Genomic DNA, 25,535 nt, shown 5'->3' on the forward strand with positions numbered 1-25,535 from the left:
CGTCCTCACTCATCGTGGCCTCCTCGCGGCGTAGGCGTCGCGCGACACCGCGGTCGGTCCGGTGGCCGCCGCGGGTTCGGGGACGGCCCCGCGGCGCTCGGCGATCTGCTCGGCCACCGCCCGGGCGGTCGGGTCCGTGAACAGGTCGCTCAGGTCGAGATCGACGCCGTAGGTCTGTTTGATCTGGGCCAGTAGCCGGATGGCCAGCAGCGAATGGCCGCCGATCTCGAAGAAGTTGTCGTCGGGGTCGACGTCGGCACGGCCCAGCACCTCGGTGAGCAGCGCGACGATCTCGCCTTCCAGGTCTGATCCGCCGTCCCCGCCGGTGACCGGGGCACCCTCGCCGGTCGGCACCCGCAGCGCCGCCCGGTCGATCTTGCGGTTGGGGTTCTTCGGCAGCTCGTCCAGCCGTACGAGGATGCCGGGCACCATGTATTCGGGCAGCCGCTCGGTGAGGTGGGCGGTCAGCTCGGCGGTTTCCACGGTGCCGGAGTAGAAGGCGGCGAGGCGCTTGTCGCCTGTGGACTCGTCGACCACGGTGACCGCCTCACCGACTCCCGGATGGGAGGTCAGTGCGGCGTCGATGTCACCGAGCTCGATCCGGAAACCGCGGACCTTCACCTGGAAATCGATCCGGCCGAGGAAGTCGATCACCCCGCCGGGCAGCCAGCGGGCCAGATCGCCGGTGGCGTACATGCGGCTGCCGGGAATGTCGCTGAACGGGTCGGGCACGAACTTCTCGGCGGTCAGGGCCGGCCTGCCGAGGTAACCGCGGCCCAGCCCGTCGCCGCCGATGAACAACTGGCCGGGTACGCCCACCGGCACCGGGTTCCACTGCTCGTCCAGGACGTACACGCGGGTGTTGGCGATCGGTCCGCCGATCGGGAGCCGCCAGACGTCGTCGGCCACGACGGGAAGCGGCTGGGTGGTGGCGAAGGTGGTGGACTCGGTCGGCCCGTAGCCGTTGGTGAGCAGCGGGCCACCGAGCTCGGCCACCTCCCGGGCTCGTTTCGGGTCCATCGAGTCGCCGCCGACGAGCAGCTGGCGGGTGCCGGCGAACGTCTTCGGGTCGTAGCCGGTGAGCTGCGCGAACAGCGGGGTGGCCAGCACGACGGTGTGGATGTCGTGGTCGCGCAGGGCGGTCGCGAGCCGGGGCGGTGACAGGACGGTCTGTTTGTCGAAGCCGATCAGGTGGCCGCCGTTGAGCAGGGCACCCCAGATCTCGAGGGTGGCGGCGTCGAACGCGGCGTTGGAGACCTGCGCCATCCGGTCGCCGGGGGCGAGGGAGAAGTAGCCGGTGCCGCGGACGAGCCGGACGACGTTGCGGTGGGTGATGCAGATGCCCTTCGGGGTGCCGGACGACCCGGACGTGTACATCACGTAGAGCAGGCTCTCGGCGGACGGCCCGGCGGTGACCGTGGGCGCGTCGCCGGCGGGGACGTCGAGGAAGCCCGCCGGGTCGAGGGTGGGCAGGCCGGGGTTCCACGCCGCGGCGCCGGCGGTCCTGTCGTCCGGGGCCAGGATCAGAACCGGCGCGGACTCGTCGAGGATCTGCAGGAGGCGGTGCGGCGGGTGCGCCGGGTCGAGCGGGACGTAGGCGGCGCCGGCCTTGGCGATGGCCAGCATGGCGACGACGACCGCCGGATCCCGGTCGACGTAGAGCCCGACCCGGTCCTCGGGGCGCACCCCGAGTCGGATCAGCCGGTGCGCGAGCGCTCCGGAGATCGCGTCGAGCTCCCGGTAGGTGCGGGTGAGCGCGCCGTAGGTGAGGGCGGGCTCGCCGGGCCGGGCGGCCACCTGCTCGGCGAACAGCTCCACGACGGAGCTCTCCCGCGGATAGCGGGTGCTGGTGTCGTTCCAGGCGGCGATCTGCCGCAGTTCCTCGTCACGGATCGACGGGATCCGGTTCATGGGGGTACGCGGGTCGGCTTCCAGCCGCCGGGCCAGTTCGGCGAAGTCGGCGCCGAACCGTTCGACGGTCTCCCGGTCGAAGATGTCGGTGGAGAAGTTGATGCCGGCTTCGAGGTGGTCGCCGACCTCGCTGACCACCATGGTGAGGTCGACCTGGGCGGTGCGGCGGACCATGTCGAGGGATTCGGCTTCGAGACCGCCGATCCGGACCGGGACGCCGGCCTTCCCGTGGTTGAGGGCGGCGATGCCGTTGCCGTCCGGCAGGTGCGACCGGGTGAAGCTGAACATCACCTGGTAGCCGGGCGGCCGGGAGGCGTCCCGGACGAGACCCAGCCGTTCCACGAGCACGGGGAACGGCATGTCCTGGTGCCGCATCGCGCCGGCCACCTTCTGCCTGGTCTCGGCGATCTGGTCGGCGAAACTGCGATCGGCTCCGTCACGGGTGCGGATCAGGACCGGATTGACGAAGTAGCCCACGACACCGTGCATGTCCTCGTCGCCGCGCCCCGAGGCGGGAACCCCGATCAGGAAGTCGTCCTGCCGGGTGTACCGGCGGACCAAGGTCTGGAACACCGCCATCAGCGTGACGAACAGGGTCGTGCCCTGGCCGGCGGAGAGGGTGCGCAGGGCCGCGGTGAGGTTGCTGTCCAGGGTGAGGGAGACGGTGTCGCCCTGGTACGTCAGGGCCGGCGGGCGGGGCCGGTCGGCGGGCAGTTCGAGAACGGTGTCGCTGCCGTCGAGCTCGTTCTTCCAGTACTCCCACAGGCGCTGCCCGTGCGGCGAGTCCAGCAGGGCCCGCTGCCGGCGCCCGTACTCCACGAAGTCCGCCACCGGCGCCGGTGCGACGGTGACGTTCCCGCCGGTCTCGCGGGTGTAGAGCCGCCCGAGCTCGTCGGTGAGCACGGCGACCGACCACATGTCACCGGCGACGTGGTGCAGCACCATCGACAGCACGTCACCGGCGGGCCGGCGGAACAGGGTGACCTGGAGCGGCCGCCCGGCCGCCAGGTCGAGGCGCTCACCCAGGATCTCGCGGCGGATGCGGGCGGCGAACTCCCCCTCGTCGAGGCCGGACGCGTCCTCGACGAGGAAATCGACCTCCTGCCGCCGGTGGACCTGCTGATAGGACTCTCCGTCGGCGGCCCAGTGCAGGGACGTACGCAGAGCCGGGTGCCGGTCGGTGAGCGTCTGGAAGGTCCGGTGCAGGGCTCCCACGTCGACGGGCCGGCGGAACCGGAGCGCGGCGTAGATGTGCTGCACGGAGCTGTCCGGGTGCTGCTGCTCCAGGATCCAGAGGGCCTGCTGGCCGTAGGCGAGCGGGTGCCGTCCCGAGCTGGTCGCGGTGACGGGCGGCGCGGCGGCGCGGGTGTGCTCGGTCAGGTCGTCGAGCAGGGTGTCGACGGTGGCGCCGGCGAGCAGCCCGGCGAGCGGGAGCTCCTGGCCGGTGGCCCGTTCGACGGCGGCGCGCAGTTCCAGGGCGGCCAGCGAGTCCAGGCCCTGCGCCACCAGCGGGGCGGCCGGGTCGACATCGGAACCGAGGCGCTGGCGCAGCAGGTCGAGCAGGGTCTCCCGGGTGATCTCCGAGCGCAGGTGCTCGGGAAGCGGGGCGAGACCGTTGCCGGCCGGGCCGGCGTCCCAGCGGTACGCCACCATCATCGATCCGTCGGCGAGCATGGCCCGGGCCTGGGCGCGCTGGACCTTGCCGCTGGTGGTGCGGGGGATCTGGCCGGGCCGGACGAAGACGAGGCTGCCGGGGGTGACGCCGTGCTCGGTGGCGAGCCGCATCCGTACCCGGGCCGCGGCCTCGGCCATCTCGTCCGGCCGGTGGGCGATCGAGGTCTCCAGGACCAGGCACACCTCCTCCCGGTCGTCGCGGTCCACGGCGAAGGCGGCGGCACCACGCCGCAGGGAGGGATGCGCGTCGAGGGCGCTCTGTTCCAGGTCCTGCGGGTAGTGGTTGCGGCCGCGGACCACGACCAGATCCTTGATCCGGCCGGTGACGAACAGCTGCCCGTCACGGAGGAAACCGAGGTCACCGGTGCGCAGCGGATCGCCGGGCGCCTGTCCGAACGTGGCCGTGGAGTCCTGGCCCCAGTAACCGGCCGCGACGTTGTCACCCGCCGCCCGGATCTCGCCGACGGTTGCCGGCGGGACTGCGGCCCCGGTCTCCGGGTCGGTGACGGTCACGGTCAGGTCGCCGGCGACGGTGCCGCAGCCGACCACGGGCAGCCCGGTCTCCGCCGTGACCGGCGCGCTGCCGGGCGCCAGGGAGCCGGGATCGAAGGTCTCGGCGATCGGGCTGTCGCCGACGCTCCTACCGGAGACCAGCAGGGTCGCCTCGGCGAGTCCGTAGCAGGGGAAGAACGCGCCGCGGCGGAACCCGTAGGGAGCCATCCGGTCGGCGAACCGTTCGAGCGTGCGCGCCCGCACCGGCTCGGCGCCGTTGAAGGCGACCTCCCACCGCGACAGGTCCAGGCCCGCGAGCTGCTGCTCCGGGATCCGGTCGACGCACAGGTCGTAGGCGAAGTTGGGGCCACCACTGATCCGGGCGCCGGTCTCGGAGATCAGTCGCAGCCAGCGCAGTGGTTGCGCGATGAACGACACCGGTGAGAAGAGGGTGCTCGTCGTTCCGGCGAACAGCGGTTGCAGAATCCCACCGATCAAACCCATGTCGTGGTACGGCGGAAGCCAGCTCACCACCCTGGTGTCGGGTGTGGTGCCGAAGTGGTCGCGGATCTGCCGGGAGTTGGCGACCAGGTTGCGGTGGGTGACGACGACGCCGCGGGGCGTCGCCGTGGAGCCGGAGGTGTATTGCAGGAACGCCACGGTGTCGCCGTCGATCGAGGGCCGTCGCCACTCGCCGGGTGCGGGCAGCTCCCCGTCGACGGCGATGAGCGGCAGCCCGGCGATCCCCGCCGCGCCCTCGTCCCCGCCGTCGATCACACTGCCGGGCACCAGGGCGGCAGCCGGCGCCGAGTCGGCGAACACGGCCCGGGACCGGGCCGAGTAGATCTTGCCGTTCGACGGGTAGAGCGGAACGGCGATGACTCCGGCGTAGAGGCAGCCGAGGAACGACGCCACATAGTCCAGTCCCGGCGGCAGCAGCACCAGCACCCGGTCTCCGGGGGCCACCCGCCCGGCCAGCAGCGCCGCGATCGAGGCGGCCCGGTCGTGCAGCTCGGCGAAGCTCAAGCGGGACGGTGCGGCCTCGTTCGGGCCGGCGAACTCGAACGCGACCTTCTCCGAGAACTCTGCTCGTGCGGCGACGACGTCGACGAATGTCGAGGCCCGGACAACCGACTGCTCCATGACGCAAACTCCTAGCTCAGGCAAGTCGCCAGCGAATCCAGCGGGTGGCTCCGGCCAGCCCGATCACGGTCAATGCGGCAAGGGCCGCGAGGTCGAGCGCGAAAGTGGCGCCCAGGGTGCCGTCGAGGGTGTGCCGCAGCGCGTCCGCCGCATAGGTCGGCGGCAGCAGGTAACCCAGGACCCGTAGCGGCGCCGGCAGCGACTCCGGAGGGATCAGCACCGGAGAGGCCAGCAGCAAGACGAAGATCAGCAGGTTGGTGACCACGACGATGAGGTCCATGCTCGCGATCAGGGTGCCGATCGCCAGGCCGATCGCGGACAGGGCGAGACACGACAGCGGCAGCACGACGAGCAGCCACGGTGAGATCACGTAGTTCGTGTCGTACATCAGGTCGGCGGCGATGATGGGCGTCACCAGGCCCGGCATGATGAGTAAGAGACGGGACAGCACGAGCGCGGCGACGAAGGAGACCTTGCCGATCGGCAGTGAGGCGTAATAGACCATCATGCCGTCGGTCTTGATCACCCCGATCCGCTGCGCCAGGGTGGCGATGCCCTCGGTGGCGAGGGAGAAGACCGCCGCGCCGCTGACGATGTAGAGCAGACTGGCCGGATCGTCGAGGCCGTTGCCGATGCGGGCCAGCCCGAACACCATCGCCACCGGCATCAGCAGCCCGAACAGCAGACTCCAGGTCCAGGTGGTACGCACCTCGAGCATCTGTTCCAGCCACAGGTACTTGAAGTCGACGAGGGTCCGCCGGACCCGCTCGCCGGCGCTGCGCCGTGGCCGGGCGGCGGGCGGCGGCGCCTCCGGGACCGCTGCCGGAGGCGGAGGCGCCGGCACGCCGGCGCCCGTGTCCATGCTCAGGTAGACGTCCTCCAGCGTGGGCCGGCTGAGACGGAAGTCGTCGAGCCGGGTCATGCCGAGGTCGCCGGTGACGGCCTTGACCATCTCCGGCATCGACTCCGGGTCGGAGTGCACGAGGTACGAGCCGGGCCGGCCGCCGCTGGTGACGGTACCGACGTCGCCGAGCCGGTCCAGTTCCGCCTGCCGCAGTGACTCACCGTCCTTGACCAGCAGCTCCATCCGGACCTTGCCGGCCAGGCTGCCCTTGAGCTCCCCGGGGGTGCCGAGCGCGACGATCCGGCCGCCGCGCATCACACCGACCCGGTGCACGGCCTGTTCGGCTTCCAGCACGTTGTGGGTGACGAGCACGACGGTGGTGCCGTCGGAGGCGCTGCGCCGCCCGACCATGTCCCAGATCAGCCGCCGGTTGCGGGGGTCGAGCTCGTTCGTCGGCTCGTCGAGGATGAGCACCCTGGTCCGGCCCATCAGCGCCATCCCGAAGTTGACCATCCGGGTCATGCCGCCGCTGAGCTGGTCGACGTAGCGGTCGGCGACCGGCCCGAGGCCGAGTTCCTCGATCAGCTCGGCGGTCTGGCGGCGTGCCTCCGGTTCGGTCTGGCCGCGCAGCCGGCCGGTGTAGTGCAGGGCCCGGCGGACCTCGACCAGGCGCATGGACAGCCCCGTCTGCGGCAGGAAGCCGGTCATCGCCTTCACCGCCTCCGGGTCGCTGACCACGTCGACGCCCTCCACCCGGATCGAGCCCGAGGTGGGCCGGACCAGGCCGAGCAACTGGGAGACCAGGGTGGTCTTGCCGGCGCCGTTCGGGCCGAGCAGCCCGAACACCTCGCCACGGGTCACGGTGAAGGTCAGGTCGTCGTTGGCCCGCACCGGTTCCCCGCGTCTGCCGGGGCGGTAGACGCGGGTCAGGCCGCGTACCTCGATCGCTGAAGTCTGGTCGTTGCTCATCATGGTCCTCAGAGCGTCGTGATCCGGCGGACGACCGCCGCGTCGTCGGGGGCGAACCCGAAGGCGATCGGGACGGTCGTGTCCGGGCGCGGCCCCACCAGCGCCTCGGCCGCGCCGGGCAGGCCCGGGCTGAAATCGGTGACGTCGACGGGCAGCGGCGTGCCGGCCCGGATCTCGCAGCTGATCTCGATCTCGCCGCCGGCGCCGGTGTAGTGCAGGACGATGTCCCTGGTGTCCTCGATGTCCTCGGCGAGGGTGGCGGCGTCCATCCGGACCCCGGCGACCGTGCACGCGCGGACGGGCTCCCGTGGCAGCCTGACCTGCAGACGCCACGCGTCGCGCACCGACCGGACGCCGAAGGTCAGGGTGCGCACGTCACCGTCGGTACGGTCGGCGACGGTCCGGACCTCGGGCTCCGGCAGTTTCAGGTCGGGGGCGGGAGCCGCCCAGCCGTCCTGCTCGTCCTGCTCGGGAAAGTAGAGCGCGCCGTCGGCGCGGGACGGCCCGTCACCGAGCACGCGCCGGGTCCACTCGTCGGGCCCGGGACCCGGGCTGAACCAGCGGCTGCCGCCCGAAGCCGGGTCCTGCACGTAGAGCAGGGCGTTCGGGCGGGGCTGCCCGGCGGTGAAACCCGACGCGACGACACCGGCGCCGACGAGTGCCAGCGCCAGGACGGCGGCCGTGACGGCCGACCGGCCGGGCCGCCTCACCAGCGGCAGCAGCAGCACACCGGCGAGTGCCGCGACGGCCACCGCCACCGCGCCCAGCGGTATGCCGAGGGCGGTGAACAGGCTCACCACCAGCGGCACGAACAGGACCACGGCGACCGCCGGAGCCAGAGCTGAGAGAGCCGGCTGCCACCAGACGTCCCGGCGGACGGCCATCCACAGCGCGGGGAGCCCGGCCAGCAGCGGCCACTGGAACAGGTAGCTGGCGCCCGGCACGGTCAGCACCACGATCAGCAGCAGCACCCCGCCGAGGGCCAGCGTGCCGCTGATGATCTCGGCGGGCCGCAGGCGCCGCAGCAGACGGCCGGCACCCAGCAGCACCGCGGCGGCGACCAGGCAGAACCCGGAACCGAAGAGCCCACGGTCGTACGGCTCGGACAGCGGCAGCGCGGCCAGGCCGGGGCGGATCGTGACCACCGCGAGCCAGAGGCCCAGAACCAGCGCCGCGGAGACGACCACCACGGCCAGCCCGGTTCCGGCCACCGCGAGCAGCCGGGTGTACCGCAGCCGCGACCGGTGGGCGCCCACGGCGATCAGCGCGGCCAGCCCGAGCAGGGTGAGCAGCGCCAGCGGCAGCGCCCAGCCCGCCGGGTAGTGCACCAGCGCCCGCGCGAACAGGTCGAAGTAGACGGCGTCCGCCGAGGCCAGGGACCGCAGGTCGGTCACGCCGAGGGCCCGGACCATCCCGAGCATGGTCTCGCCGTGGTGCTGCACGCTGTCACGGCTCAGGCTGTCGACCGAGTCCCGGACCGAGTGGTACTCGTGGAAGCCCTCCAGGAACGCCGCGTTCAGGCCGGTCGCCCCGGCATCCCGGAAGACGGTGAAGTCGGTGCCGTTCGGCATACGCTTGTAGACCTCGTAGGCCATCGAGTTGGCCACGGGACGGCTGCCGGTTGCGGCGAAAGCGTCGATCAGCGCGGCGTTCCCGGCACTGGTCTCGAACATCATCACCGGGCCGTGGCTGCCCCGCGCCTCCCAGTTGAGGACCACGCCGTACTCGCCGAGATCGTTCCGGTTCACGAAGCTCTGCGCGCCGAGCGCGCCGATCTCCTCACCGTCGGTGAAGAGGAAGACGACGTCATTGGGTACGCCGCCGCCCGCGCTCAACGCCCGCATCGTCTCGAGCATCGCCGCGACCGCGGCGCCGTTGTCCGCGGCGCCCGGGCCGGTCGGCACCGAGTCGTAGTGCGCCACCAGCAGGACCGCCTTGCCGCCGCTGGTGCCCGGGCCGGTGCCGGGGATTTCGGCGACGACGTTGTGCACGGTCGCCGCGGGGAACGGGTTGCCCCAGTCCGGGCGTACGACCGGCGCGGACTCGACACGGACCCGCGCGCCCAGCTCCCGGGCGGTGGCGACCAGATACTCCCGGACACGCGCGTTGTCGGCGGACCCGGTGGCGTGCGGGCGCTGGGCGATCTCACGCAGATGGACCAGCGCCCGGGCGGCGGAGAACTCCTCCCGCGGCGCGCCGGCGTCACGCGCCGAGGGAGGGGCGAACGCCAGATAGGACAGCACGCCGAGCAGGACCAGCAGGCCGGCGGTGACCGGGCCGACGAACCGGTGTGCCCGCGGAGGCGGTCCGGCCGCGACGGCGGCCCGGGTGGACGGTTCGCCGTCGGTGGCGATCATCGGTTCGGTCACCGCGCTATCGGGCCGTTCGCCAGAACGGCACGATGTTCTCGATCTTCTCGATCATGCCGTGGCAGTAGTTGCCGTTGTGGTCCAGGCTCTGCCCGGCCATGAACGGGTACTGCAACCGCTTGTGGTCGACGGTGAACGACTCGCCCACCGGCGGGGCCGGGTCGAGACGGACCCCGGTGGCCAGCGCCTCGTGCCATGACGCCGCCAGTTCCACCTGGTAGGCACGGCCGCGCTGGGAGGTGACGGTGAGCGTCTCGAAGGGGTGGTCGAACTGTTCCAGCGGGGTGCTGCTGTACACGTACGGCCGGTTGATCAGGTCGATCTCGAACAGGCCACGGGCGGTGGCGTCGGACCACCACGGCTGCGATGAGGCGAACTCGTACAGGTGGCGGGTGAACAGGGCCCGATGCTGGTGCAGCACGGTGTGGATGAAGAGGCCGTAGTTGCCGACGTCGTAGTAGAGGGCGTCCCGGATCGACCGTTCCACGTAGTCGACGATCGGGTCGTCGGCGGGCAGCGTCCGCCAGTAGTCGACGAACGCGGAGAACAGTTCCGGGTAGGTGACGATGCCCTTGCCCACCAGGTGTTTGCTCGTCGTACGCAGGCTGCGGGTGTTGTGCACCGCGTGGACGGCGTAGAAGTACCGCATGCCCTCGGCGAACTCGTCGGTGCTCACCTGCTCGGTGGCGATGACGATCTGCGCCTCCGCGACGCCGCCACCGGCGGGGCGGGTGACCAGGCCGAGCTTCTCCCGGTTGTGGTAGATCGGTGTGTTGTTCAGCAGCAGGTGCGAGTACGAGATGATGGTGTGCGCGTCCCGCTCGCACAGTGAGCCGATACCCCGGCGGAAAGTGTCCAGGGTCTCGCCCGGCAGCGGCCAGATCAGCTCGATGAAGGAGCTCAGGCCACGGTCGCGCAGGTCGTCCTGGACCGCGCCGAAGGCGTCCAGTTTGATGTTGTCCCGCCGGATGATCTTCAGGCTGTCGGCTTCCAGGGTCTGCATCGACACCGGCTGCGACGTGACCAGCCCGGCCTCCTGGAAGATTCCGGTGATCTTGGTGACGGCGTGCGGCTTGTTCTTCGCCGACGAGAAGTAGACGACGTTCGGCAGCCGGGTCTCCCGGGCCAGCCGGGCGATGTGCTCGGAGAACTCGACGTCGCGGGCCAGCATGCCCCAGTTGGCGTCGGCGATGTAGAGGAACAGGGTGCCGTTGTTCGACATCCAGGTCAGCTCGTCGCGGACCCGCTCCTCGTCGAAGCGGTACACCCGGTCGTTGGTCGCCGCGCCCCAGAAGCAGAAACCGCAGTGGTACGGGCATCCGCGGTTCGTCTCGATGATGCTGATGCTGTACTCCGGGGCGATCAACCCGGACAGGAACGGGGACGGGATCGTGTCGAGGTCCTTGATCCGCGCCCGGTCCCCGGTGTTCACCAGTTCGCCGTCGCGGTAGTAACTCAGGCCCGCCACCGCGCTCAGGTCGCGTGACGGCTCGGTGAGCGCCCGCAGGTACTCGGTGAAGGTGACCTCACCCTCGCCGTTGCAGATCGACGTCTTCTCGTCGTGGGGGTCGAGGTATCGCAGGCCGTGGTGCATCACCTGCGGGCCCCCGAGGATGACGTCGGCGGCCGGCTTCTCCGCGCGGATCAGCTTGGCCAGCGGTTCGACCAGGCCCATGTTCCAGACGTAGGCGGAGAAGGCGAAGACGTCCGAGTCCTTGGCGACCAGGTCCCGGGCGATCTGCTCGTACGGGGTCTTGATGCTCGTCGTGTACTTGTCGAACCGGTACTCGCGGGAGACCACGGGATCGGTGGAGGCGTAGGCCTCCAGATAGCCGGAGACCAGCGGGGTGATCCGCTCGAAGACGGACAGTTCGACGGTGGTGACGGTCTTCACACCGGAGCCGCTTCGCTGTGGTCCCGGACGGATCGGGGCGTCAGGTCGGTCCACACCTCGGCGATGTGTGCCAGGCAGGCGTCCTTCGACCCGGTGAACCCGGTGTCGGCCCAGCCGGCCGGCAGCTCCCGGTCCACGAACCAGAGAGAGTGCTGATCCTCGTGGTTGGACACCACTCGATACCGGTTGTCGTCGCTCATTCTCGTCACCTCACCGCTTCGCCGAAGAAGTCCGTGACGTCGTCGCCGCTGTCGCCGGCCGACGCCCTGTCGTACACCCACTTGCCGACGGCCAGGTCGAGGACGCCCAAGCCGAACGGAGAGAAGATCGCGGCCCGGTCCGGGTCCCGTTTGACCGACCCGGTCAGCAGGTCAGCGATGGTCCCGGTGATGAACGCCCGGTCACCGGTCAGCTGCTCGGTCAGGTGCAGCGAGGTTCGCTCCCGTACCGCGTGGTCCACGTCGTCGGTGAAGTTCTGCGCGGCCAGGATCATCTCCGGGGCGAGGTCGCGCAGGGACAGGTGCAGGACGACCGGGGCGTGTGACAGCAGGCCGGGGTCGTGGATGTGCGGTTCCCCGGCGACCGTGGTGAGGATGACCAGGTCGCACTCCCGGAAGGCGTCCCCCACCTCGTCGACGACCACCACGTCGGTGGCGCCGTCGCCGGTGAGCCGGCGGCCGAACTCCGCCGCGTGCGATTGATCCAGGTCGAACAGCCGGAAGCCGCCGATCCGCCAGTCCGTCTCGGCCAGGAACGTGGTGACGTGCCGGGCGATCAGACCGGTCCCGACGATGCCGACGCGGTGCGCCGACTTCCCCCCGACGAGGTTCTCCGCGCCGAGGACCGCCGACGCCGCGGTGCGGGTGGCGGAGATGATCGACGCCTCCATGCACGCGAACGGGTAGCCGGTCTCGGTGCTGTTCAGCAGCAGCACCGCCGAAGCCCGCGGAATGCCCCGGTCACCGGGGTTGTCCGGGAAACTCGCGATCCATTTGATGCCGGCCACCTCGAATTCTCCGCCCAGATAGGCGGGAAGCGAGATGATCCGGCTGTTCGGCTTGTGCGGGAAACGAAGAAAGGCGCTGTGCGGATTCGTGGCCTCCCCCGCCGCGTGCGTCAGATATCCGTTACGCACGGCGTCCACGCACGAGGCGCGATTTCCGCGTATCTGACCGAGCACGTCCGCTCCGGTGAGGACCCTCAGTGAAGGCATCGTGAAATCGGTTTGCAGATCGGCCATCGGGGACCTTTCACATCATCAATGAACCGGAGACAGGGGAATCGGCCGAAACGGATCCGGATCGGGATCGCCGAGGAATTTTGAGACCCACGCGTCGTTGTAGACGGTTTCGGCGTAGGCGGTTCCCCGGTCAGCGCAGAGGAACAGCACCGATCGCTTCCTGCCGCCACTCTCCGAACGTGCGCCGAAGTAGCGCTGAATCGCCGCGTAGACACTTCCGGTGGAGCCACCGGCATAGAGTCCGCTGCGCCGCATGAGTTGCCGGCAACCGGCCACCGTGTCCAGCTCCGAGACGAACTGCACGTCGTCTATCAGCGCGCTTTTCAGCAATCCCGGAACGATGCTCGACCCGATTCCGGGGATGCGCCGCACGGCCGGCTCCTGGCCGAAGATGGCGGACCCCACCGCGTCGACCGCGACCACCGTCACCTCGGGGAAGCGCTGCTTGAGGCGGCGCGACAACCCGGAGATGGTGCCGCCGGTGCCCACCCCGACGAACAGGTAGTCCAGCTCGTCGAACTCGCGGAGCACCTCGCCGCCGGTCAGGGCGTAGTGCGCCTCGGCCGCGTCGGCGCTACCGTACTGATCCGGCCAGAAGGCGTTTTTCAGCTGGTCACGGAGCTGCGCCACACGATCCAGGCGGGTTCGCAGATAGCCGCCGGCCTCGTCCGGAACCGTCACCTTCTCGACGTGGTCGCACAGTGCGCGCAGGGAGCCCTCGGTCGCCGGGTTGCAGTTCGGGTCGATGACCGGGATGAAGGAAAGGCCGAGCGCCCGGCAGAAGGAAGCCATGGACAAGGCGAAGTTGCCGGAGGAGGACTCCACGACGGTGGTGTCCTCGGTGATCTCACCGCGCTCGATGCCCCGCTTCAGGATCCAGTACGCCGAACGGTCCTTGGCGCTTCCGTTCGGATTGCTGAATTCCAGTTTGGCGAAGAGATCGACCGCGTCGTCGTCCAGCCTGACCACCGGAGTGGCCGCGAACCAGGACTGCATTATGGACAAGCGACGTAATAACCCAGGCAAGCGGAATCCCCCGTGTGGATGCCGGAAAAGCCGGACGAGCATGCTCGGAACGTGCGGGCCGACTATATGACGGTCATTTCCAACTAATCAAGACGATCGCCGAATCCGTTTCCTCAGCGGATGGAAACGCTGTTTCAAGCTCGGCTCCCCGATCGTTACCCGTCAAAAGTGACGCACCGTTGCGGGTCGATCCCCTTCCTGGGTCCCACCCTCCGGACACAGTAGAGGCTTCCGTGATCGGTGTCCAGCATCGTCGATGCCCTCAGCTTTCTCTCAGATAAGCGTGTTGCGATGGGCGACGGCAACCTTGATCAATGTGTGTAGGCTCGTGTGGGCGTGGCCGTTTCTGACGCCGATCACCGAGGTCAGCACCTGTCGGTGATCGGCTGTCCGACAGTCACGCGGATCCGTGCGCGGCCTCGTTCGACAGGCGGAAGGGCGACATTTTCATGGGAGAACTCGAAGAGCGCCTGGCCCGGCTGCCGGCACACAAGCGGGCATTGCTCGCGGCCGCTCTCGGCCGGCGGACACGAACCGGCCTCGCGGGCGACGGCGGTCCGGCCGGCGGCGGTCCGGGCGGCGGCGGTCCGGCCGGCGAGGTCCCGGGCGAGTCGCCGGCCGACCTGACCCACCGGCAGCGGGAGCTGTGGCAGCGCTGGTCAGCCGCACCCGGCTCGGGCGCCTGGCATTGGCCGCTCGTCGGGCTGATCCGCGGCGACCTCGACCCGGCGGCACTGGAGTCGGCATTGCGGCAGGTGCTGGACCGGCACACGGTTCTGCGGACCGGTTACCGCCATGACGGCGAGCGCCTGCTGGCCGTGCTGCACCCGGCGCGATCCTTCCCCTTCGAGGTCGTCGACCTCACCGCGAGCGACGGCGCCGCGGCCCTCGAGTCGGCGCTGGAGACCGTCGACACCCCGATCGATCTCACCAGCGCCCCGCCGGGACGGGCACGCCTGATCCGGCTCGGCTCCGGCGAGCACCTGCTCGCTCTGGCGGTCCACCACATCGCCACCGACTACGAGTCGACCGAGCTGATCTTCGAGGAGTGGATCGCGGCCTATCTGGGGGCGCCCCTGGAGCCGGTGCCGCAGTTCCCGCCGTACGCCCGTGAGCAGAACGCGGCCCTGGCCGCCGGCCGGCTCGCCGAAGGGCTGGACCGGTGGCGGGATCGCCTGCACGACCTCGACCTGTCCACCGTCCTGCGCGACCCGGACGAGTCCGGGCAGAGCCGCCGCCTCTACTGGCGGCTGCCGGTCCCGCTGGTGCAGCGGATCCACGAGCTGGCCGAGGACCGGCGGCTCACCCCGTTCATGATCATCGCCGCGGGGGTGGGTACGACATTGGCCGTGCACGAGGGCCGGGACGAGACAGTCCTCGGCGTGCCGGCGCCCAACCGGCCCGGCGTCCAGGTGGAGCGGCTGATCGGCTGCCTGGCCAACCCGATCCTGGTCCGGGTCCGCGCCCACCCCGGCGCCACCCTGGACGACGTGCTCGAAGGGGTACGCGAGGAGTCCGTCGCCGCCTATGAGGAGCAGGACATCCCGTACGCCGAAGTCGTCGCCCGTCTGCTCGGTGAACCGGCGAAGCCGGCCGCCGCCCTGCCCCGCTTCACGTTCGCCTACCACTGCGGCAACGAACCGGTCACCGCCGGCGCCCTCGAACTGAACCGGGCCGACATCATCCCCCAGGGTGTGCGAGCCGACCTCGCGCTGTCGCTGCGTTACGACCCGGAGGGCATCGACGTGGTGGCCGAGTTCGATCCCGTCGCCCTCACCACCGACGACGCCCGGGTGGTCGTCACCTGGCTGGCGCACGTCCTCGACACCCTCACCACCGCCCCCGGGACCACCGTGCGGGACCTGGCCGGGCGGCTGCGGTCCGGAGGGCTCCCGCTCATCGAGCCCGCCCCGGTGCACGAGCCGGTGCGGGCCCGTCCCTCCTGGAAGCAGGCATGACCCATGGGTGACGTCCTCACACTGGAATCGGTGACGCCGGACAACTACGACGCCTGCGTCAGCCTCGAGGTCCATCCCGAGCAGGCCGGATTCGTGGCGCCCAACGTCGACTCCCTGGCCCGCGCCTATGTGTGGCCCGACGGCGAGGCCCGGCTGGTCTGCCTCGACGGGACCCCGGTCGGCTTCGTCCTGTTCCACCCGATCGACGAGAAGGCCCCCGAGCGGGGGCACAGCATCGTCCGCTTCATGATCGATCAACGGTTCCAGGGGCGGGGTCTCGGCCGCCGGGCGCTGGCCGCCGCCCTGGACTGGATCGCCGAGCATCAGCGGGTGGACACCGTCCAGCTCAGCGTCGAGCCGGACAACGTGAAGGCACTGGCCTTCTACCGGGCCGCCGGCTTCACCGAGACCGGCGAGGTCGACGAGGGTGAGCTGGTGCTGCGCCGGACGCTCCGGTGACGGACGGCCACGTGCGCCGCTGACGACACGCGCCGCGCCGGATGCTGCTCGGCGCGGCGCGCCTAGTCCCGGCCGTACCTGTCGAAGGAGACCGTCCAGTCGCCGAGGCCGTTCCAGATGGGCAGCTCGCGCGGGGTGTTCTTCACGTCGACGATGTCGCCGAGGATGAAGTTGTTGTAGACCCACTTGGCGTCGGCGGTGCTGAGGTTGATGCAGCCGTGCGACAGGTTCGCCCGGCCCAGCGAGCCGTTCCAGGGCGCGGCGTGCAGGTACTCGCCGGAGTAGCTGATCCGGGTGCAGAACTCGATGTTCTCCGACACGTAGTAGTTCGGGTCGTTCTTGTCGGTGACGCCGTAGCTGGCGGAGCTCATCGTGTGCTTGCGCTTCTTGCCGAGGACGACGTGCGGGCCGCCGGCGGTCCAGTAGCTGACCTTCTGGCCGTTCGCGCCGGTCGTGCCGCCGCCCTTGCCGAGGCTGCTCTTCATCGTGCGGACCAGCTTGCCGTCGATGTAGACCTTGGTCATGTGGGTCCGGTTGTCGCTGATCGCGATCAACTCTCGGCCGATCTTGAACGAGGTCGAGACGTTCTTCGACCCGTACGTCTTCTTGCCCAGTTTCTGGCCGAACGCGTTGACGCTGACCTTGATCCGGGTGCCGGCCGCCCAGTATTTCGCCGGGCGCCAGTGGACGGTCCGGTCGTCCTTCCAGTAGAACTTGCCCTCGACCGACGGCGAGGTGGTGATCTCGATGGCCTTCTCCGCCGCCGCTTTGTTGACCGCGCGGCTGAACGCCACGATCACCGGCTGGCCGACGCCGTAGGTCTTGCCCTCCTGGAGCGCGACCATCGCGTTGGCCTGGAACGTCACCTTCGCGACGGCCTCCGGCTTCAGCGTGGTGAAGGTGAACTCCTTGGTGGTGGTCACGCCCAGGCCGTCGGCGGCCTCCGCGGTCACCTTGTACTTCTTGCCGTAGGCCAGGTCGCTCGTCGACTTCCAGGAGCCGTCGCTCTGCATCTCGCCGTCGACCTTCGCCTTGGCGGCGGTGACCTTGACCGACTTCAGCGTGCCGTCCTGGACCGTGACCACGATCGGCTTCAGCGGGGAGACCTCGGTGGCGCCGGTCTCCGGCGTGACGATCACCGAGACCGGCGTGGCCGTGGCCGCGGCGGGCTGCTCGACGTTCGCCACCGGCTCGACCCAGGTGGTGCTGCCGGCGCCCGCCGTGCTGCCGCGCGAGGAGCACCCGGCGGCAGCGGCGGCTGCCGCCGCGCCCATCGTGCCGATGATGACCTTACGTCGCTTGATCATGGCTCTCACATTCGAGGGGGTCCGGCCGGCGCCATCCATGGCTCTCATCTGAAGACGGCCGGCGGGGGTGAAAAGGTTGCCTGCCGCGTCGATCAGAACCATGGAGGAGGGTCATCTTGACAGATCTAGATCCTTTCCGGTAGACCGGCCGCCGGCTGTGCTGCTGCTCACCGGCGGCCCACCTGCCACGATGCCCGGGCGTACGGCTACCAGGGGACCGTCCCGTGCCGGTCGAAGAAGCCGCCGGTCGGGCCGTCCGGGCCGATCGTCGCCATCCGCACCAGGATCTCGGCGCCCTCCTCGCTGGTCTGCGGCCCGGAGTGCCCGTTCAGGTCGGTGGCGGTGTAACCGGGGTCGACCACGTTGACGCGGATCGCCGGGAACGCCTTCGCGTACTGCGCGGTCACCATGACCAGGGCGGCCTTCGAGGCGTTGTAGTCGAGGGTGACCACCCGGGACTCGATCCGCTCGGGGTCGGCGCAGACGGCCACCGATCCGAGACCGCTGCTGACGTTGACGATGACCGGGGAATCGCCGGCGAGCAGCAGCGGGAGGAAGGCGTTGGTCACCCGTACCGGGCCGAAGGTGTTGGTCTGGAAGGTCTTCTGCAGGTCGTCCCCGGTGATCTCGCCGATCCGCTCCCCCAGCTTGCCGACGCCCGCGATGCCGGCGTTGTTGATCAGTACGTCGAGGTGGCCGCTCTGCGCCCGGACCAGGTCGGCGGCGGCCGCGACCGAGGCGTCGTCGGTGACGTCGAGCTGGACGAACCGGGCGCCCAGCTTCTCGGCGGCGACCCGGCCCCGCCCGGCGTCGCGCGCCGCGGCATAGACGGTGTGCCCGGCGTCGACGAGCCGGCGGGCGGCTTCGAAACCGAGACCCTTGTTGGCTCCGGTGATCAATGTGATCGTCATGCGTCTCATCCTTCGCGCGGCGCCGGGCGGCAGACAGTGCCCGGCTCTGCCAGTGGACCGGCAGTACCAGGCTGTCCGCGGCGGGCGCGGCGATACTGGACGGCATGAGTGGCTCGCGGGAACTGGGCAGGACGCTGCGTGGCTGGCGGGACCGCACGACACCGCAGTCGGCAGGTGTCCCCGCCGGCGGTGTCCGCCGCGCGGCCGGGCTGCGGCGCGAGGAACTGGCGCAGCTGGCCGGCCTGTCGGTGGACTACATCGTGCGGCTGGAGCAGGGGCGGGCCACGTCCCCGTCCGCGCAGGTGCTGTCGGCGCTGGCCCGGGCGTTGCGGCTGACCGTGGCCGAGCGCGAGCACCTGTACGTGCTGGCCGGCCAGGTCGCGCCCGGGCCGGGCCGGATCTCCGCGCACATCCCGCCCGGCGTCCGCCGCCTGATCGACCAGCTCGACGGCGTCGCACTGACCGTCTGTGACGCCGCGTGGAACATCATCCTGTGGAACCCGCTCGCCGCGGCCCTCACCGGGGACTTCTCCGCGCTGAGCGGGCACGAGCGCAACGTGGCCTGGCGGGAGTTCACCGGCATGCCGAGCCGGATCCACTGCACGCCCGAGCAGACCGCGTCGTTCCGGGTGTCGCTGGTGACCGACCTGCGGGCCGCGATCGCCCGGTACCCGTCCGACACCGGCCTGCGGGACCTGGTCACCGGGCTACGGGACGCGAGCGCTGACTTCACCCGGCTCTGGGACGGCGGGGCGGTCGGCGTCCACGGCTCGAACAGCAAGACGGTGCGTCACCCGGAGGCCGGCACGTTCGTGGTCGACTGCGACGTGCTGATGGCCCCGGGCAGCGATGTCAAGATCGTCGCGTACTCGGCGGCGGGCGGCAGCGACGCGGCGGAGCGGCTCCGGTTGCTGAGCGTGATCGGCACCCAGAGCCTGGCCCACCACTGAGCGCCGGTCAGTGGTCCCGGGTCGCCGAACGGCGGCGGGCGCCCGCGTAGGAGCTGCTCAGCCAGTGCGCCAGGTCGAGCAGGGCGGCGAAACCGACCCAGAACCACTCCCAGCCGACCAGCCCGACACCGGGCGTGTAGAAGATGACGTAGAGCAGCGTCGCGAACGGGAAGAAGATCAGCCCCAGCAGCGGCCAGATCCACGTGTCGAAGGCGGCGTCGACGAACTTCGGGCGGACCAGCCAGATGATGAACAGCGCGAACCGGGGGAAGACCCCCGCGAAGATGGCGAACAGGCAACCCATCGGCACTCCGTCCCGGCTCTGTCGGTGATGCCAGCAGCATGCGGCGATCACCGGGCGAGCCGCATCATGCGCAGCGGATGAGTGGCCCCCGGCGGAGGCCACCCATCGTTGCTGCTCAGCGACCCGAACAGGCCGCTCCGGCGAGCCGCACGGCGGTGCCGGCGTTGAGCCGTCCGTAGCCGTACCACGGGCTGTGGCCGGTCGCGGAGTAGGCGCCGCCCTCCGGGTCGATCCGGTCGCACGAGTCGCGCAGCACCGTCGTCGCCTCGGACCGGCTCAACCCGGGATGGCAGGCCAGGACCAGCGCGGCCACGCCGGCCGCGCCCGGGCAGGCGCTCGACGTCCCGCCGAAGGACTCGGTGTACTCACCGATGTGATAGCCGGCCGGGCCGCTGACGTCGGTGGTCCAGATACCGGGCGTCAGCGGTTCCGGCCGGCCCTCCGCGGCGAACGCCATGTCGCTGCTCGGGAACGCGCAGAAGATCGCGTCACCCATGTCGCTGTAGACGCTGCGGCGACTCCGGTCGTTGCACGCCGCCACCGCGAGGACCGCCGGATGGCTCGCGTACCCGTCGAGGTCCACGCTCTCGTTGCCGTTGCCGGCCGCGAAGAAGACCAGGCAGCCCTTGCCGCCCCGGCCGTGGGTCACCGCGTAGTCGATGGCCAGCCGGGTGCTGTCCGGCAGCGGCACGGCCACGGCGTGCCGCGGATCGTCCGGATCCCACCAGGCGCCGTCCGCCGGTCCCCAGCTGCACGAGATCACGTCGGCGCCGTGCCTGGCCGCCCAGTAGAAGGCGTCGGCCTCCTGCTGCGAGCCGAGCTGGGAGATCATCCGGATCGGCATCAGGCGAGCCTCGGGCGCCACCCCGCTGGCGCCCGCGGCACCGTCGGCGCAGGCCACGCCGGCGCAGGCGGTGCCGTGGTCCTCCCCGGCCGCGGGCCGCGGATCGGCGTCGCCGCCGGTGAGGTCGCGGGGCGCCACCACCTTGCCGGGTGACATGAACTCCTCGTGGTCGATGTCGATGCCGGTGTCGATGACCGCGATCGTCACGTTCCGGCCTCGGCTCGTGGCGTGGGCGGCGGCGACGTTCGCCGAGGCGTCGACCGGCCGCCCGTCGATGATCGTGGCGGCCAGATGCCATTGCTCCGGCGCGATCGCCCGCCGGCCGAGCTCACGGACGACCTCGGGATGGGCGAACTGGACCTCCGGCCGGTCGAGCAGGTCCCGGGCGAGCCCGAAGACCGCCTGCCCGGTTCCCTCCGGCGCCGCCACGAAGTAGGCGTTCCGGGCGTACCCCGGCAGGCTCTTGATCCTCAGACCCGCCTCGTCGAGGAGCCTGCGGCAGTCAGCGGCCGGGATCCGGTCCTCGAACTTCACGAACAGGTTCTCGGTGTAGAGCACCGGCTCGCCGGAGCGGCCGTCGACGAGGACCCGGCCGGCGAACCGGACGTCCGGCGCGGTCCGCAGGCTCGCCGTGATCCGGGTGGCCGCCTCGGTGGCCGCCGTCGTGCCCGGTTCCCGCGTCCGGTACACCGTGACGCCGGCCTCCGGGAACGACAGGATCGGGTCCCAGCCGTCCACCATGATCGGCCGGCGGCTGCGCGTCCGGACCACCATCAGATCAAGATCAAGATCAAGATGGTACGTGTCTCCGTGCTTACCGCCATATGTCAGTGCGCGCATTGTCCACTCCCCTCGGTGGTGATGTCGTCGTCAGGACGCCGGCGCTCACGCGGGCGACAGCCGTTCGGCGTAGGTGAAGAGGTTCTCGATGTCGTTGTCGAAGTACGGCCCGTCCATCTGGCGGGCGTCGCCGTCCCGGTGGCTGACGACGCTGTTGACGTAACCCAGGCCGGTGCCGCCGTTGTAGTCCCGCAGCCAGGGACCGCCGCTCGATCCGCCGGTCATCGCGCACCAGGCGCGGACCTGCCGGCCACCGGCGTGCCAGGTGCGGCTCTGGCAGGAGTACTGGACGTCGCCGGGGTATCCGTCAGCCGGGTAGCCCAGGATCGTGACGTCGACGGCGTAGCCCCAGTTCCACTGCAGACCCATGCCGCCGACCGTGTCGACGACCTTGGCGCCGTAGACGCCGCCGTTGTGCATCACGGCGATCGCCATGTCCTCGTCCGGGTTGCCGTCCGCGATCCACGCGGCGTTCGCGGTCAAATACGATGCGACGAACCGCCCGTACGGCTCGACGCCGTGCCGCAGGGCCGGCACGAACATGATGTCGGCGTACCAGCGGCCACCCGCGCCGCCGTGCAGGCAGTGACCGGCGGTGATGATCAGGCGCTTCGAGGCGCTGTTGAGGGCGCTGGCCGAGCACACCCGCGGGCCGGCCGGCGTGGTCATGTAGACCTTGCCGACCGCCGCCGCCTGATCGACCACCCGGTTGCGGTTACGGGGCGCGGCCGGCGCCACGCTGCCCCTCGTGCCGGTGGGTTTCGCGCGGCGTTTCCGGCCGGGATCGCGGTCCCGGTGGAGATCCAGACTGACGGCCGAGGCCATCCGTTCCGGCGTCCAGAACGCGGTCACCGCGGAGACGTCGGAGGCGTTTCGGACCGCCCGCCCCGAGCTGGTCACGGCGACGGTGCCGACGCTCCCGGACGGCGGTGGCTCCGCCCCGGCGGGCGGGGTGCCGGTCGCGGCCAGGCCGAGGGTCAGGCCGGCGGCGATCAGGGAAGAGACGAGGTGACGCATGGGGAACCTCCCGGTGTAGTGGTGGTGGCGGCCGATACCGGTGCTTCGGGCGGTATTCGCGGCCAGGTCGGACAGACCTCACGGATCACGCCGCGTGCCCAGCGCATGCGCAGCGCGGCGCTCTCCTGGTTCTCGCCGTAGGCGCCGGCCATCGCGCCGGCGCATCCGCGAGTGCCGCCGTGCCGGCGCACCGCATCGCTGATGGCCCTGGTCACGGTGGTGCGGTCGGGGTGGGAGCCGGTGGGCAGGCTGCTGGCGAAGAGCGCCTCGCACCGGGCCGTCTCGAGGATCGTGTGGCAACTCATGCCACTGACTGTCGGTGAGCGGGAGTCCCGCTGATCAGTGGCGAGGATCCCGGGCGGGCGGGCAGATCCGGACTCCGTGTCCCGTCGCTCGGCCCGTCTCTCGGCCCGTCTCTCGGCCCGTCTCTCGGCCCGTCTTTCGTCCTATCAGGAGGCGGGTGGGATGCCCGCCTCCCGGGCGAGCAGCGCCGCCCGTACCCGATCGGGCACGCCGATCTTGAGGAAGAGGTCGCTCATCTGGTTGCGCACGGTCTTGTCGGCGATGCCGAGCCGCCGGGCGATGTACGCGTTGTCGTGACCGGCCGCGAGGTGCGCCATCAGTTCCAGCTCCCGCGGCGTCAAGGTGTCCAGCGGCGGCGGCAGTGTCCGGGCCGGCGAGTCGATCCCGTGCAGCACCGCCGCACCGATCCGCGGGCCGAGCGTGAACCCGCCGGCCGCCGCCGACCGGAGCGCGGCGAGCACCTGGTCCGGGTCCTGCTCCTTGAGGAGGTAGCCGTGCACGCCGCTGCGCAGCGCACCCCGTACCGTCTCGTCGTCGTCGGCCATGGTGAGCACGACGATGCGCACCTCCGGACGGATCCGCAGCATCTGCCGGGCGACCTCCAGCCCGCCGATGTCCGGCAGGCGCAGATCGAGGGCGACCACGTCGACGGCGGTGCCGGTGACGGCCTGCAGCGCCTCGGCGCCGGTGGTCGCCTCGTGCACCGCGCTGACCCAGTCGGTGTAGCTGAGCAGCGTGGTCAGCCCTCGACGGAAGACCGGATGGTCGTCGACAACGAGCACCTCGTACCGATGCGGTTCCACCGTCACCTCGACCCCCAGGGCAGGACCGCGTGCACGCGCGTGCCGTGCGGTGCGGTCGGCAGGACATCCAGCGTGCCGTTCACCTCGGCGGCACGCTCGCGCATCGACTCCAGGCCGACACCACTGGACGCGTCGTCGGGCACCGTGCGATCCAGGCCGACACCGTCGTCGACGACGTCCAGCGTCAGCGCGCAGTCGTCCGCGATGGTCACCGTGCAGCACCGTGCCTTGCCGTGCCGGACCGCGTTGGTCAGCGCCTCGCACACGATGCGATAGGCGGCCATCTCCACCTCGGGTGCCGCCGGGGGCAGTGTCTCCGGATGCTCGAACACCACCCGGGTGCCGGCCCGTTCCAGCCGGGCGGCAGCCTCACCCACGGCGGAGATCAGCCCGTCCCGGAGAGCGGGCGGGCGTAGACGCCGGATGACGGAGGTGACCTCGGCCTTGCAGCCGGCGACGTCCCGCTCGGCCGCCTCCGCCGCCTGCCGGGTCTCCGGCCAATTCGTGCCGATCGCACGCAGTTGCAGCGCCACGCCGGCGAGCGCAGTGCCCAGGCCGTCGTGCAGGTCGTTGCGCAGTTGCAGCCGTTCGGCCTCGCGGGCCGCCACCACCCGGCCACGGGTCTCGGCGAGCTGACGGGCCATCAGCATGGCGTGGATCGCGACCGACGCCTGGTCGGCGAGGGCGGCGAGGACGCGGCGGTCGGCGGCGCTGAAACGCCCGTGGTAGGAGCGGGGCGCGACGGCGATCGCGCCGAGCTCGCATCCCCGGTACCGCATCGGGAACGACGCCGCCGGCGGGCATCCGGCCCGGCCGGCCTCCACGATGGTGCCGTCGGTCAGCGTGAGCCGCACATAGGGGATGGCCATGCCGATGGAGATGCCGGCGGCGATGGCGCGCAAGATGTCATCCGTGGGTGTGTCCGGGGTTCCGGCGGTGATCGGGCGGCCGATCTGGCCCAGAATGGTCAGCGGATCGTCACGGTGGCCGTAGAGCACCGTTCCGATCCCCCGGCGCGCCCGGTGAAAGACGGGCGCCGCGGTGAGACCGACCGCGACGGAGGTGGCCACGGCGGTCAGCTCCGGTGGTTCCCGCAGCACGACGTAGCTGATCACCCAGATCGTGATCCCGCAGCCGGTGATGAGCCCGGCCCAACCGAGGAGTGACGCGACGGTCCGGCTCACCAGCAGATCGATGTCGTAGAGATGGTCGGTGAAGCCGGTCCACAACAGGGCCACCGGAAACGCCAGCACCCCCACCACCCAGGCGCCGCCGATTCCCAGCGCGTCGAGCACGATGCCGACCAGCATCGCCGCGACGGCGAGGCCCAGGCGCATGTAGATCCCGTTCGAGCCGCGCCGGCGGCCGACCGCCAGGCTCAGCAGCACCACCACCTCGGCCAGCATCACGAAACCACACAGCAGGAGCGTCACCGCGAAGACGGTCGCCGCCGCGTTGCCGACCCCGTGGTCGGGCCACCACCGCCGGGCGAGGATGTCTTCGTCGGAGACGGATGACACCGAGACCAGAGCGGCCGCGGTCCCCGCGATCACGAGGGCACCGAGGCACACCGACAGCCTGCGCCGGAACGCGCCCGGCTCACGGGGCAGCACATCGACCAGGACCAACGGCATCATCGCGAAGGCCGGGAACCACGCCACCTCGGTCACGCGTGACATGATCGCGTTCTGGTCCAGTACCGCCGACGTACCCGCGACGGCGGCGCACAGGGCCTGCACCAGCAGAAGCCGCCCGACCCTGCTGCCCGGGCGTTGCCGCAGCACGACGACCGCGAGCGACCCGGACACTACGCAGAAGAGCGCGAGGCTCCCGACCTCGACCAGGTCGCTGTCCCGCACCAACCGAACGGCCGCGGGCACCAGGGTCGCCGCCAGCAGCGTCAGGACGACGCCACCGGCGGCCCATGCGCCGCCGGACAGGGCTGCCGGCGGTTCCCCCGGTGATGGGCGCAACGCGCCGATCATGTCGCGGCCCCTTGCTCAGCCGCGACCGGTCAGCTTCTTGAGCCAGATCCGGATCCGGGTGCCCACGGTCATCCGGCGCCGGGGAGACGGGTGCGGGGTGGTCCGGGCCGACGCCGCGATCTGCTCACGCATAATGCCACCTTAAATACGAAACGGGAAAATGGTGCACCAACGCCGAGGCCGCGACCTCGCGGGGTACGGCACCGATCCTGGCCGGTCCGGAGTCCCGCGAACCACGGACAAGCGTCCCGCGGCTCCGGGACATTCCGCGCATATGGTCCCACGGCAGATA

18 protein-coding genes are annotated in these 25,535 nt (G+C 70.8%); 3 read left to right on the forward strand and 15 right to left on the reverse strand.

Annotation, left to right across the window (positions count from 1 at the left end; all coding sequences use genetic code 11):
* Nucleotides 1-9: 9 nt before the first annotated feature.
* The 7 genes from AMIS_RS24410 to sbnA are packed head-to-tail and all read right to left on the reverse strand — an operon-like array spanning nucleotide 10 to nucleotide 13,532.
* A complete protein-coding gene (locus AMIS_RS24410; RefSeq protein ID WP_014445074.1) occupies nucleotides 10-5,220 on the reverse strand; it encodes a non-ribosomal peptide synthetase in 5,211 nt (1,736 codons plus the stop codon).
* A gap of 16 nt (nucleotides 5,221-5,236) precedes the next feature.
* Entirely contained in the window at nucleotides 5,237-7,033 is a 1,797-nt protein-coding gene (locus tag AMIS_RS24415; protein ID WP_197537969.1) for an ABC transporter ATP-binding protein/permease, read from the reverse strand.
* Between the two features lie 8 nt (nucleotides 7,034-7,041).
* On the reverse strand, nucleotides 7,042-9,402 hold the full coding sequence (locus tag AMIS_RS24420; RefSeq protein ID WP_041830033.1) for a M20/M25/M40 family metallo-hydrolase: 2,361 nt from the start codon (nucleotides 9,400-9,402) through the stop codon (nucleotides 7,042-7,044).
* A gap of 4 nt (nucleotides 9,403-9,406) precedes the next feature.
* A complete protein-coding gene (locus AMIS_RS24425; protein WP_014445077.1) occupies nucleotides 9,407-11,296 on the reverse strand; it encodes a hypothetical protein in 1,890 nt (629 codons plus the stop codon).
* The gene (locus AMIS_RS24430; protein WP_014445078.1) at nucleotides 11,293-11,496 is read right to left on the reverse strand and encodes an MbtH family protein; all 204 of its coding nucleotides are present in this window, start codon (nucleotides 11,494-11,496) and stop codon (nucleotides 11,293-11,295) included. Before AMIS_RS24430 ends, AMIS_RS24425 begins: the two co-directional genes overlap by 4 nt.
* Before the next feature lie 5 nt (nucleotides 11,497-11,501).
* Nucleotides 11,502-12,536, reverse strand: a complete 1,035-nt coding sequence (gene sbnB / locus AMIS_RS24435) for a 2,3-diaminopropionate biosynthesis protein SbnB (RefSeq protein WP_014445079.1) — start codon at nucleotides 12,534-12,536, stop codon at nucleotides 11,502-11,504.
* Between the two features lie 18 nt (nucleotides 12,537-12,554).
* Nucleotides 12,555-13,532 carry a 2,3-diaminopropionate biosynthesis protein SbnA gene (gene sbnA, locus AMIS_RS24440; protein WP_014445080.1) on the reverse strand — a complete coding sequence of 326 codons (978 nt, stop codon included), beginning with the start codon at nucleotides 13,530-13,532 and terminating at the stop codon, nucleotides 12,555-12,557.
* Between the two features lie 479 nt (nucleotides 13,533-14,011).
* On the opposite strand from sbnA, the gene AMIS_RS24445 reads away from it, so the two are divergent.
* Together AMIS_RS24445 and AMIS_RS24450 are read left to right on the forward strand one after the other, a co-directional pair.
* On the forward strand, nucleotides 14,012-15,520 hold the full coding sequence (locus AMIS_RS24445) for a condensation domain-containing protein (protein ID WP_014445081.1): 1,509 nt from the start codon (nucleotides 14,012-14,014) through the stop codon (nucleotides 15,518-15,520).
* Nucleotides 15,521-15,523: 3 nt separating this feature from the next.
* Nucleotides 15,524-15,979: a GNAT family N-acetyltransferase gene (locus AMIS_RS24450; RefSeq protein WP_014445082.1), complete on the forward strand. Its 456-nt coding sequence runs from the start codon at nucleotides 15,524-15,526 to the stop codon at nucleotides 15,977-15,979.
* Between the two features lie 62 nt (nucleotides 15,980-16,041).
* Here the strand turns inward: AMIS_RS24450 and AMIS_RS24455 are convergent, their stop codons facing one another.
* A complete protein-coding gene (locus tag AMIS_RS24455) occupies nucleotides 16,042-17,286 on the reverse strand; it encodes a L,D-transpeptidase (protein WP_014445083.1) in 1,245 nt (414 codons plus the stop codon).
* A 206-nt stretch (nucleotides 17,287-17,492) separates the two neighbouring features.
* Nucleotides 17,493-18,197 carry an SDR family NAD(P)-dependent oxidoreductase gene (locus AMIS_RS24460; RefSeq protein ID WP_014445084.1) on the reverse strand — a complete coding sequence of 235 codons (705 nt, stop codon included), beginning with the start codon at nucleotides 18,195-18,197 and terminating at the stop codon, nucleotides 17,493-17,495.
* Nucleotides 18,198-18,301: 104 nt separating this feature from the next.
* Here AMIS_RS24460 and AMIS_RS24465 point away from each other — a divergent pair, with 104 nt between their 5' ends.
* Nucleotides 18,302-19,147, forward strand: coding sequence for a helix-turn-helix domain-containing protein (locus AMIS_RS24465; protein ID WP_014445085.1), 846 nt, complete (start codon nucleotides 18,302-18,304; stop codon nucleotides 19,145-19,147).
* 7 nt (nucleotides 19,148-19,154) lie between these two features.
* Here the strand turns inward: AMIS_RS24465 and AMIS_RS24470 are convergent, their stop codons facing one another.
* The 6 genes from AMIS_RS24470 to AMIS_RS24490 all read right to left on the reverse strand — a co-directional run bounded on the left by AMIS_RS24470 (nucleotide 19,155) and on the right by AMIS_RS24490 (nucleotide 25,243).
* On the reverse strand, nucleotides 19,155-19,451 hold the full coding sequence (locus AMIS_RS24470; RefSeq protein ID WP_014445086.1) for a hypothetical protein: 297 nt from the start codon (nucleotides 19,449-19,451) through the stop codon (nucleotides 19,155-19,157).
* Nucleotides 19,452-19,566: 115 nt separating this feature from the next.
* Nucleotides 19,567-21,135 (reverse strand): S8 family serine peptidase, encoded by a 1,569-nt coding sequence (locus AMIS_RS24475; protein WP_014445087.1) that lies wholly within the window; start codon nucleotides 21,133-21,135, stop codon nucleotides 19,567-19,569.
* 45 nt (nucleotides 21,136-21,180) lie between these two features.
* Entirely contained in the window at nucleotides 21,181-22,152 is a 972-nt protein-coding gene (locus AMIS_RS24480) for a trypsin-like serine peptidase (protein ID WP_014445088.1), read from the reverse strand.
* Nucleotides 22,128-22,457, reverse strand: a complete 330-nt coding sequence (locus tag AMIS_RS41860; RefSeq protein ID WP_197537970.1) for a hypothetical protein — start codon at nucleotides 22,455-22,457, stop codon at nucleotides 22,128-22,130. Before AMIS_RS41860 ends, AMIS_RS24480 begins: the two co-directional genes overlap by 25 nt.
* Nucleotides 22,458-22,601: 144 nt before the next feature.
* Nucleotides 22,602-23,258: a response regulator gene (locus AMIS_RS24485; RefSeq protein ID WP_041830035.1), complete on the reverse strand. Its 657-nt coding sequence runs from the start codon at nucleotides 23,256-23,258 to the stop codon at nucleotides 22,602-22,604.
* A gap of 2 nt (nucleotides 23,259-23,260) precedes the next feature.
* On the reverse strand, nucleotides 23,261-25,243 hold the full coding sequence (locus tag AMIS_RS24490) for a sensor histidine kinase (protein ID WP_014445091.1): 1,983 nt from the start codon (nucleotides 25,241-25,243) through the stop codon (nucleotides 23,261-23,263).
* Nucleotides 25,244-25,535: the final 292 nt, after the last annotated feature.

Origin of the sequence: Actinoplanes missouriensis 431, assembly GCF_000284295.1 — a bacterium.
Lineage (GTDB): Bacteria > Actinomycetota > Actinomycetes > Mycobacteriales > Micromonosporaceae > Actinoplanes > Actinoplanes missouriensis.

Coding starts and splice junctions, on each gene's coding strand:
- AMIS_RS24410 (WP_014445074.1), bottom strand. CDS start 5,220: ATGGAGCAGTCGGTTGTCCGGGCCTCGACATTCGTCGACGTCGTCGCC.
- AMIS_RS24415 (WP_197537969.1), bottom strand. CDS start 7,033: ATGAGCAACGACCAGACTTCAGCGATCGAGGTACGCGGCCTGACCCGC.
- AMIS_RS24430 (WP_014445078.1), bottom strand. CDS start 11,496: ATGAGCGACGACAACCGGTATCGAGTGGTGTCCAACCACGAGGATCAG.
- sbnB (WP_014445079.1), bottom strand. CDS start 12,536: ATGGCCGATCTGCAAACCGATTTCACGATGCCTTCACTGAGGGTCCTC.
- sbnA (WP_014445080.1), bottom strand. CDS start 13,532: ATGCAGTCCTGGTTCGCGGCCACTCCGGTGGTCAGGCTGGACGACGAC.
- AMIS_RS24445 (WP_014445081.1), top strand. CDS start 14,012: ATGGGAGAACTCGAAGAGCGCCTGGCCCGGCTGCCGGCACACAAGCGG.
- AMIS_RS24450 (WP_014445082.1), top strand. CDS start 15,524: ATGGGTGACGTCCTCACACTGGAATCGGTGACGCCGGACAACTACGAC.
- AMIS_RS24455 (WP_014445083.1), bottom strand. CDS start 17,286: ATGATCAAGCGACGTAAGGTCATCATCGGCACGATGGGCGCGGCGGCA.
- AMIS_RS24460 (WP_014445084.1), bottom strand. CDS start 18,197: ATGACGATCACATTGATCACCGGAGCCAACAAGGGTCTCGGTTTCGAA.
- AMIS_RS24465 (WP_014445085.1), top strand. CDS start 18,302: ATGAGTGGCTCGCGGGAACTGGGCAGGACGCTGCGTGGCTGGCGGGAC.
- AMIS_RS24470 (WP_014445086.1), bottom strand. CDS start 19,451: ATGGGTTGCCTGTTCGCCATCTTCGCGGGGGTCTTCCCCCGGTTCGCG.
- AMIS_RS24475 (WP_014445087.1), bottom strand. CDS start 21,135: ATGCGCGCACTGACATATGGCGGTAAGCACGGAGACACGTACCATCTT.
- AMIS_RS24480 (WP_014445088.1), bottom strand. CDS start 22,152: ATGCGTCACCTCGTCTCTTCCCTGATCGCCGCCGGCCTGACCCTCGGC.
- AMIS_RS41860 (WP_197537970.1), bottom strand. CDS start 22,457: ATGAGTTGCCACACGATCCTCGAGACGGCCCGGTGCGAGGCGCTCTTC.
- AMIS_RS24490 (WP_014445091.1), bottom strand. CDS start 25,243: ATGATCGGCGCGTTGCGCCCATCACCGGGGGAACCGCCGGCAGCCCTG.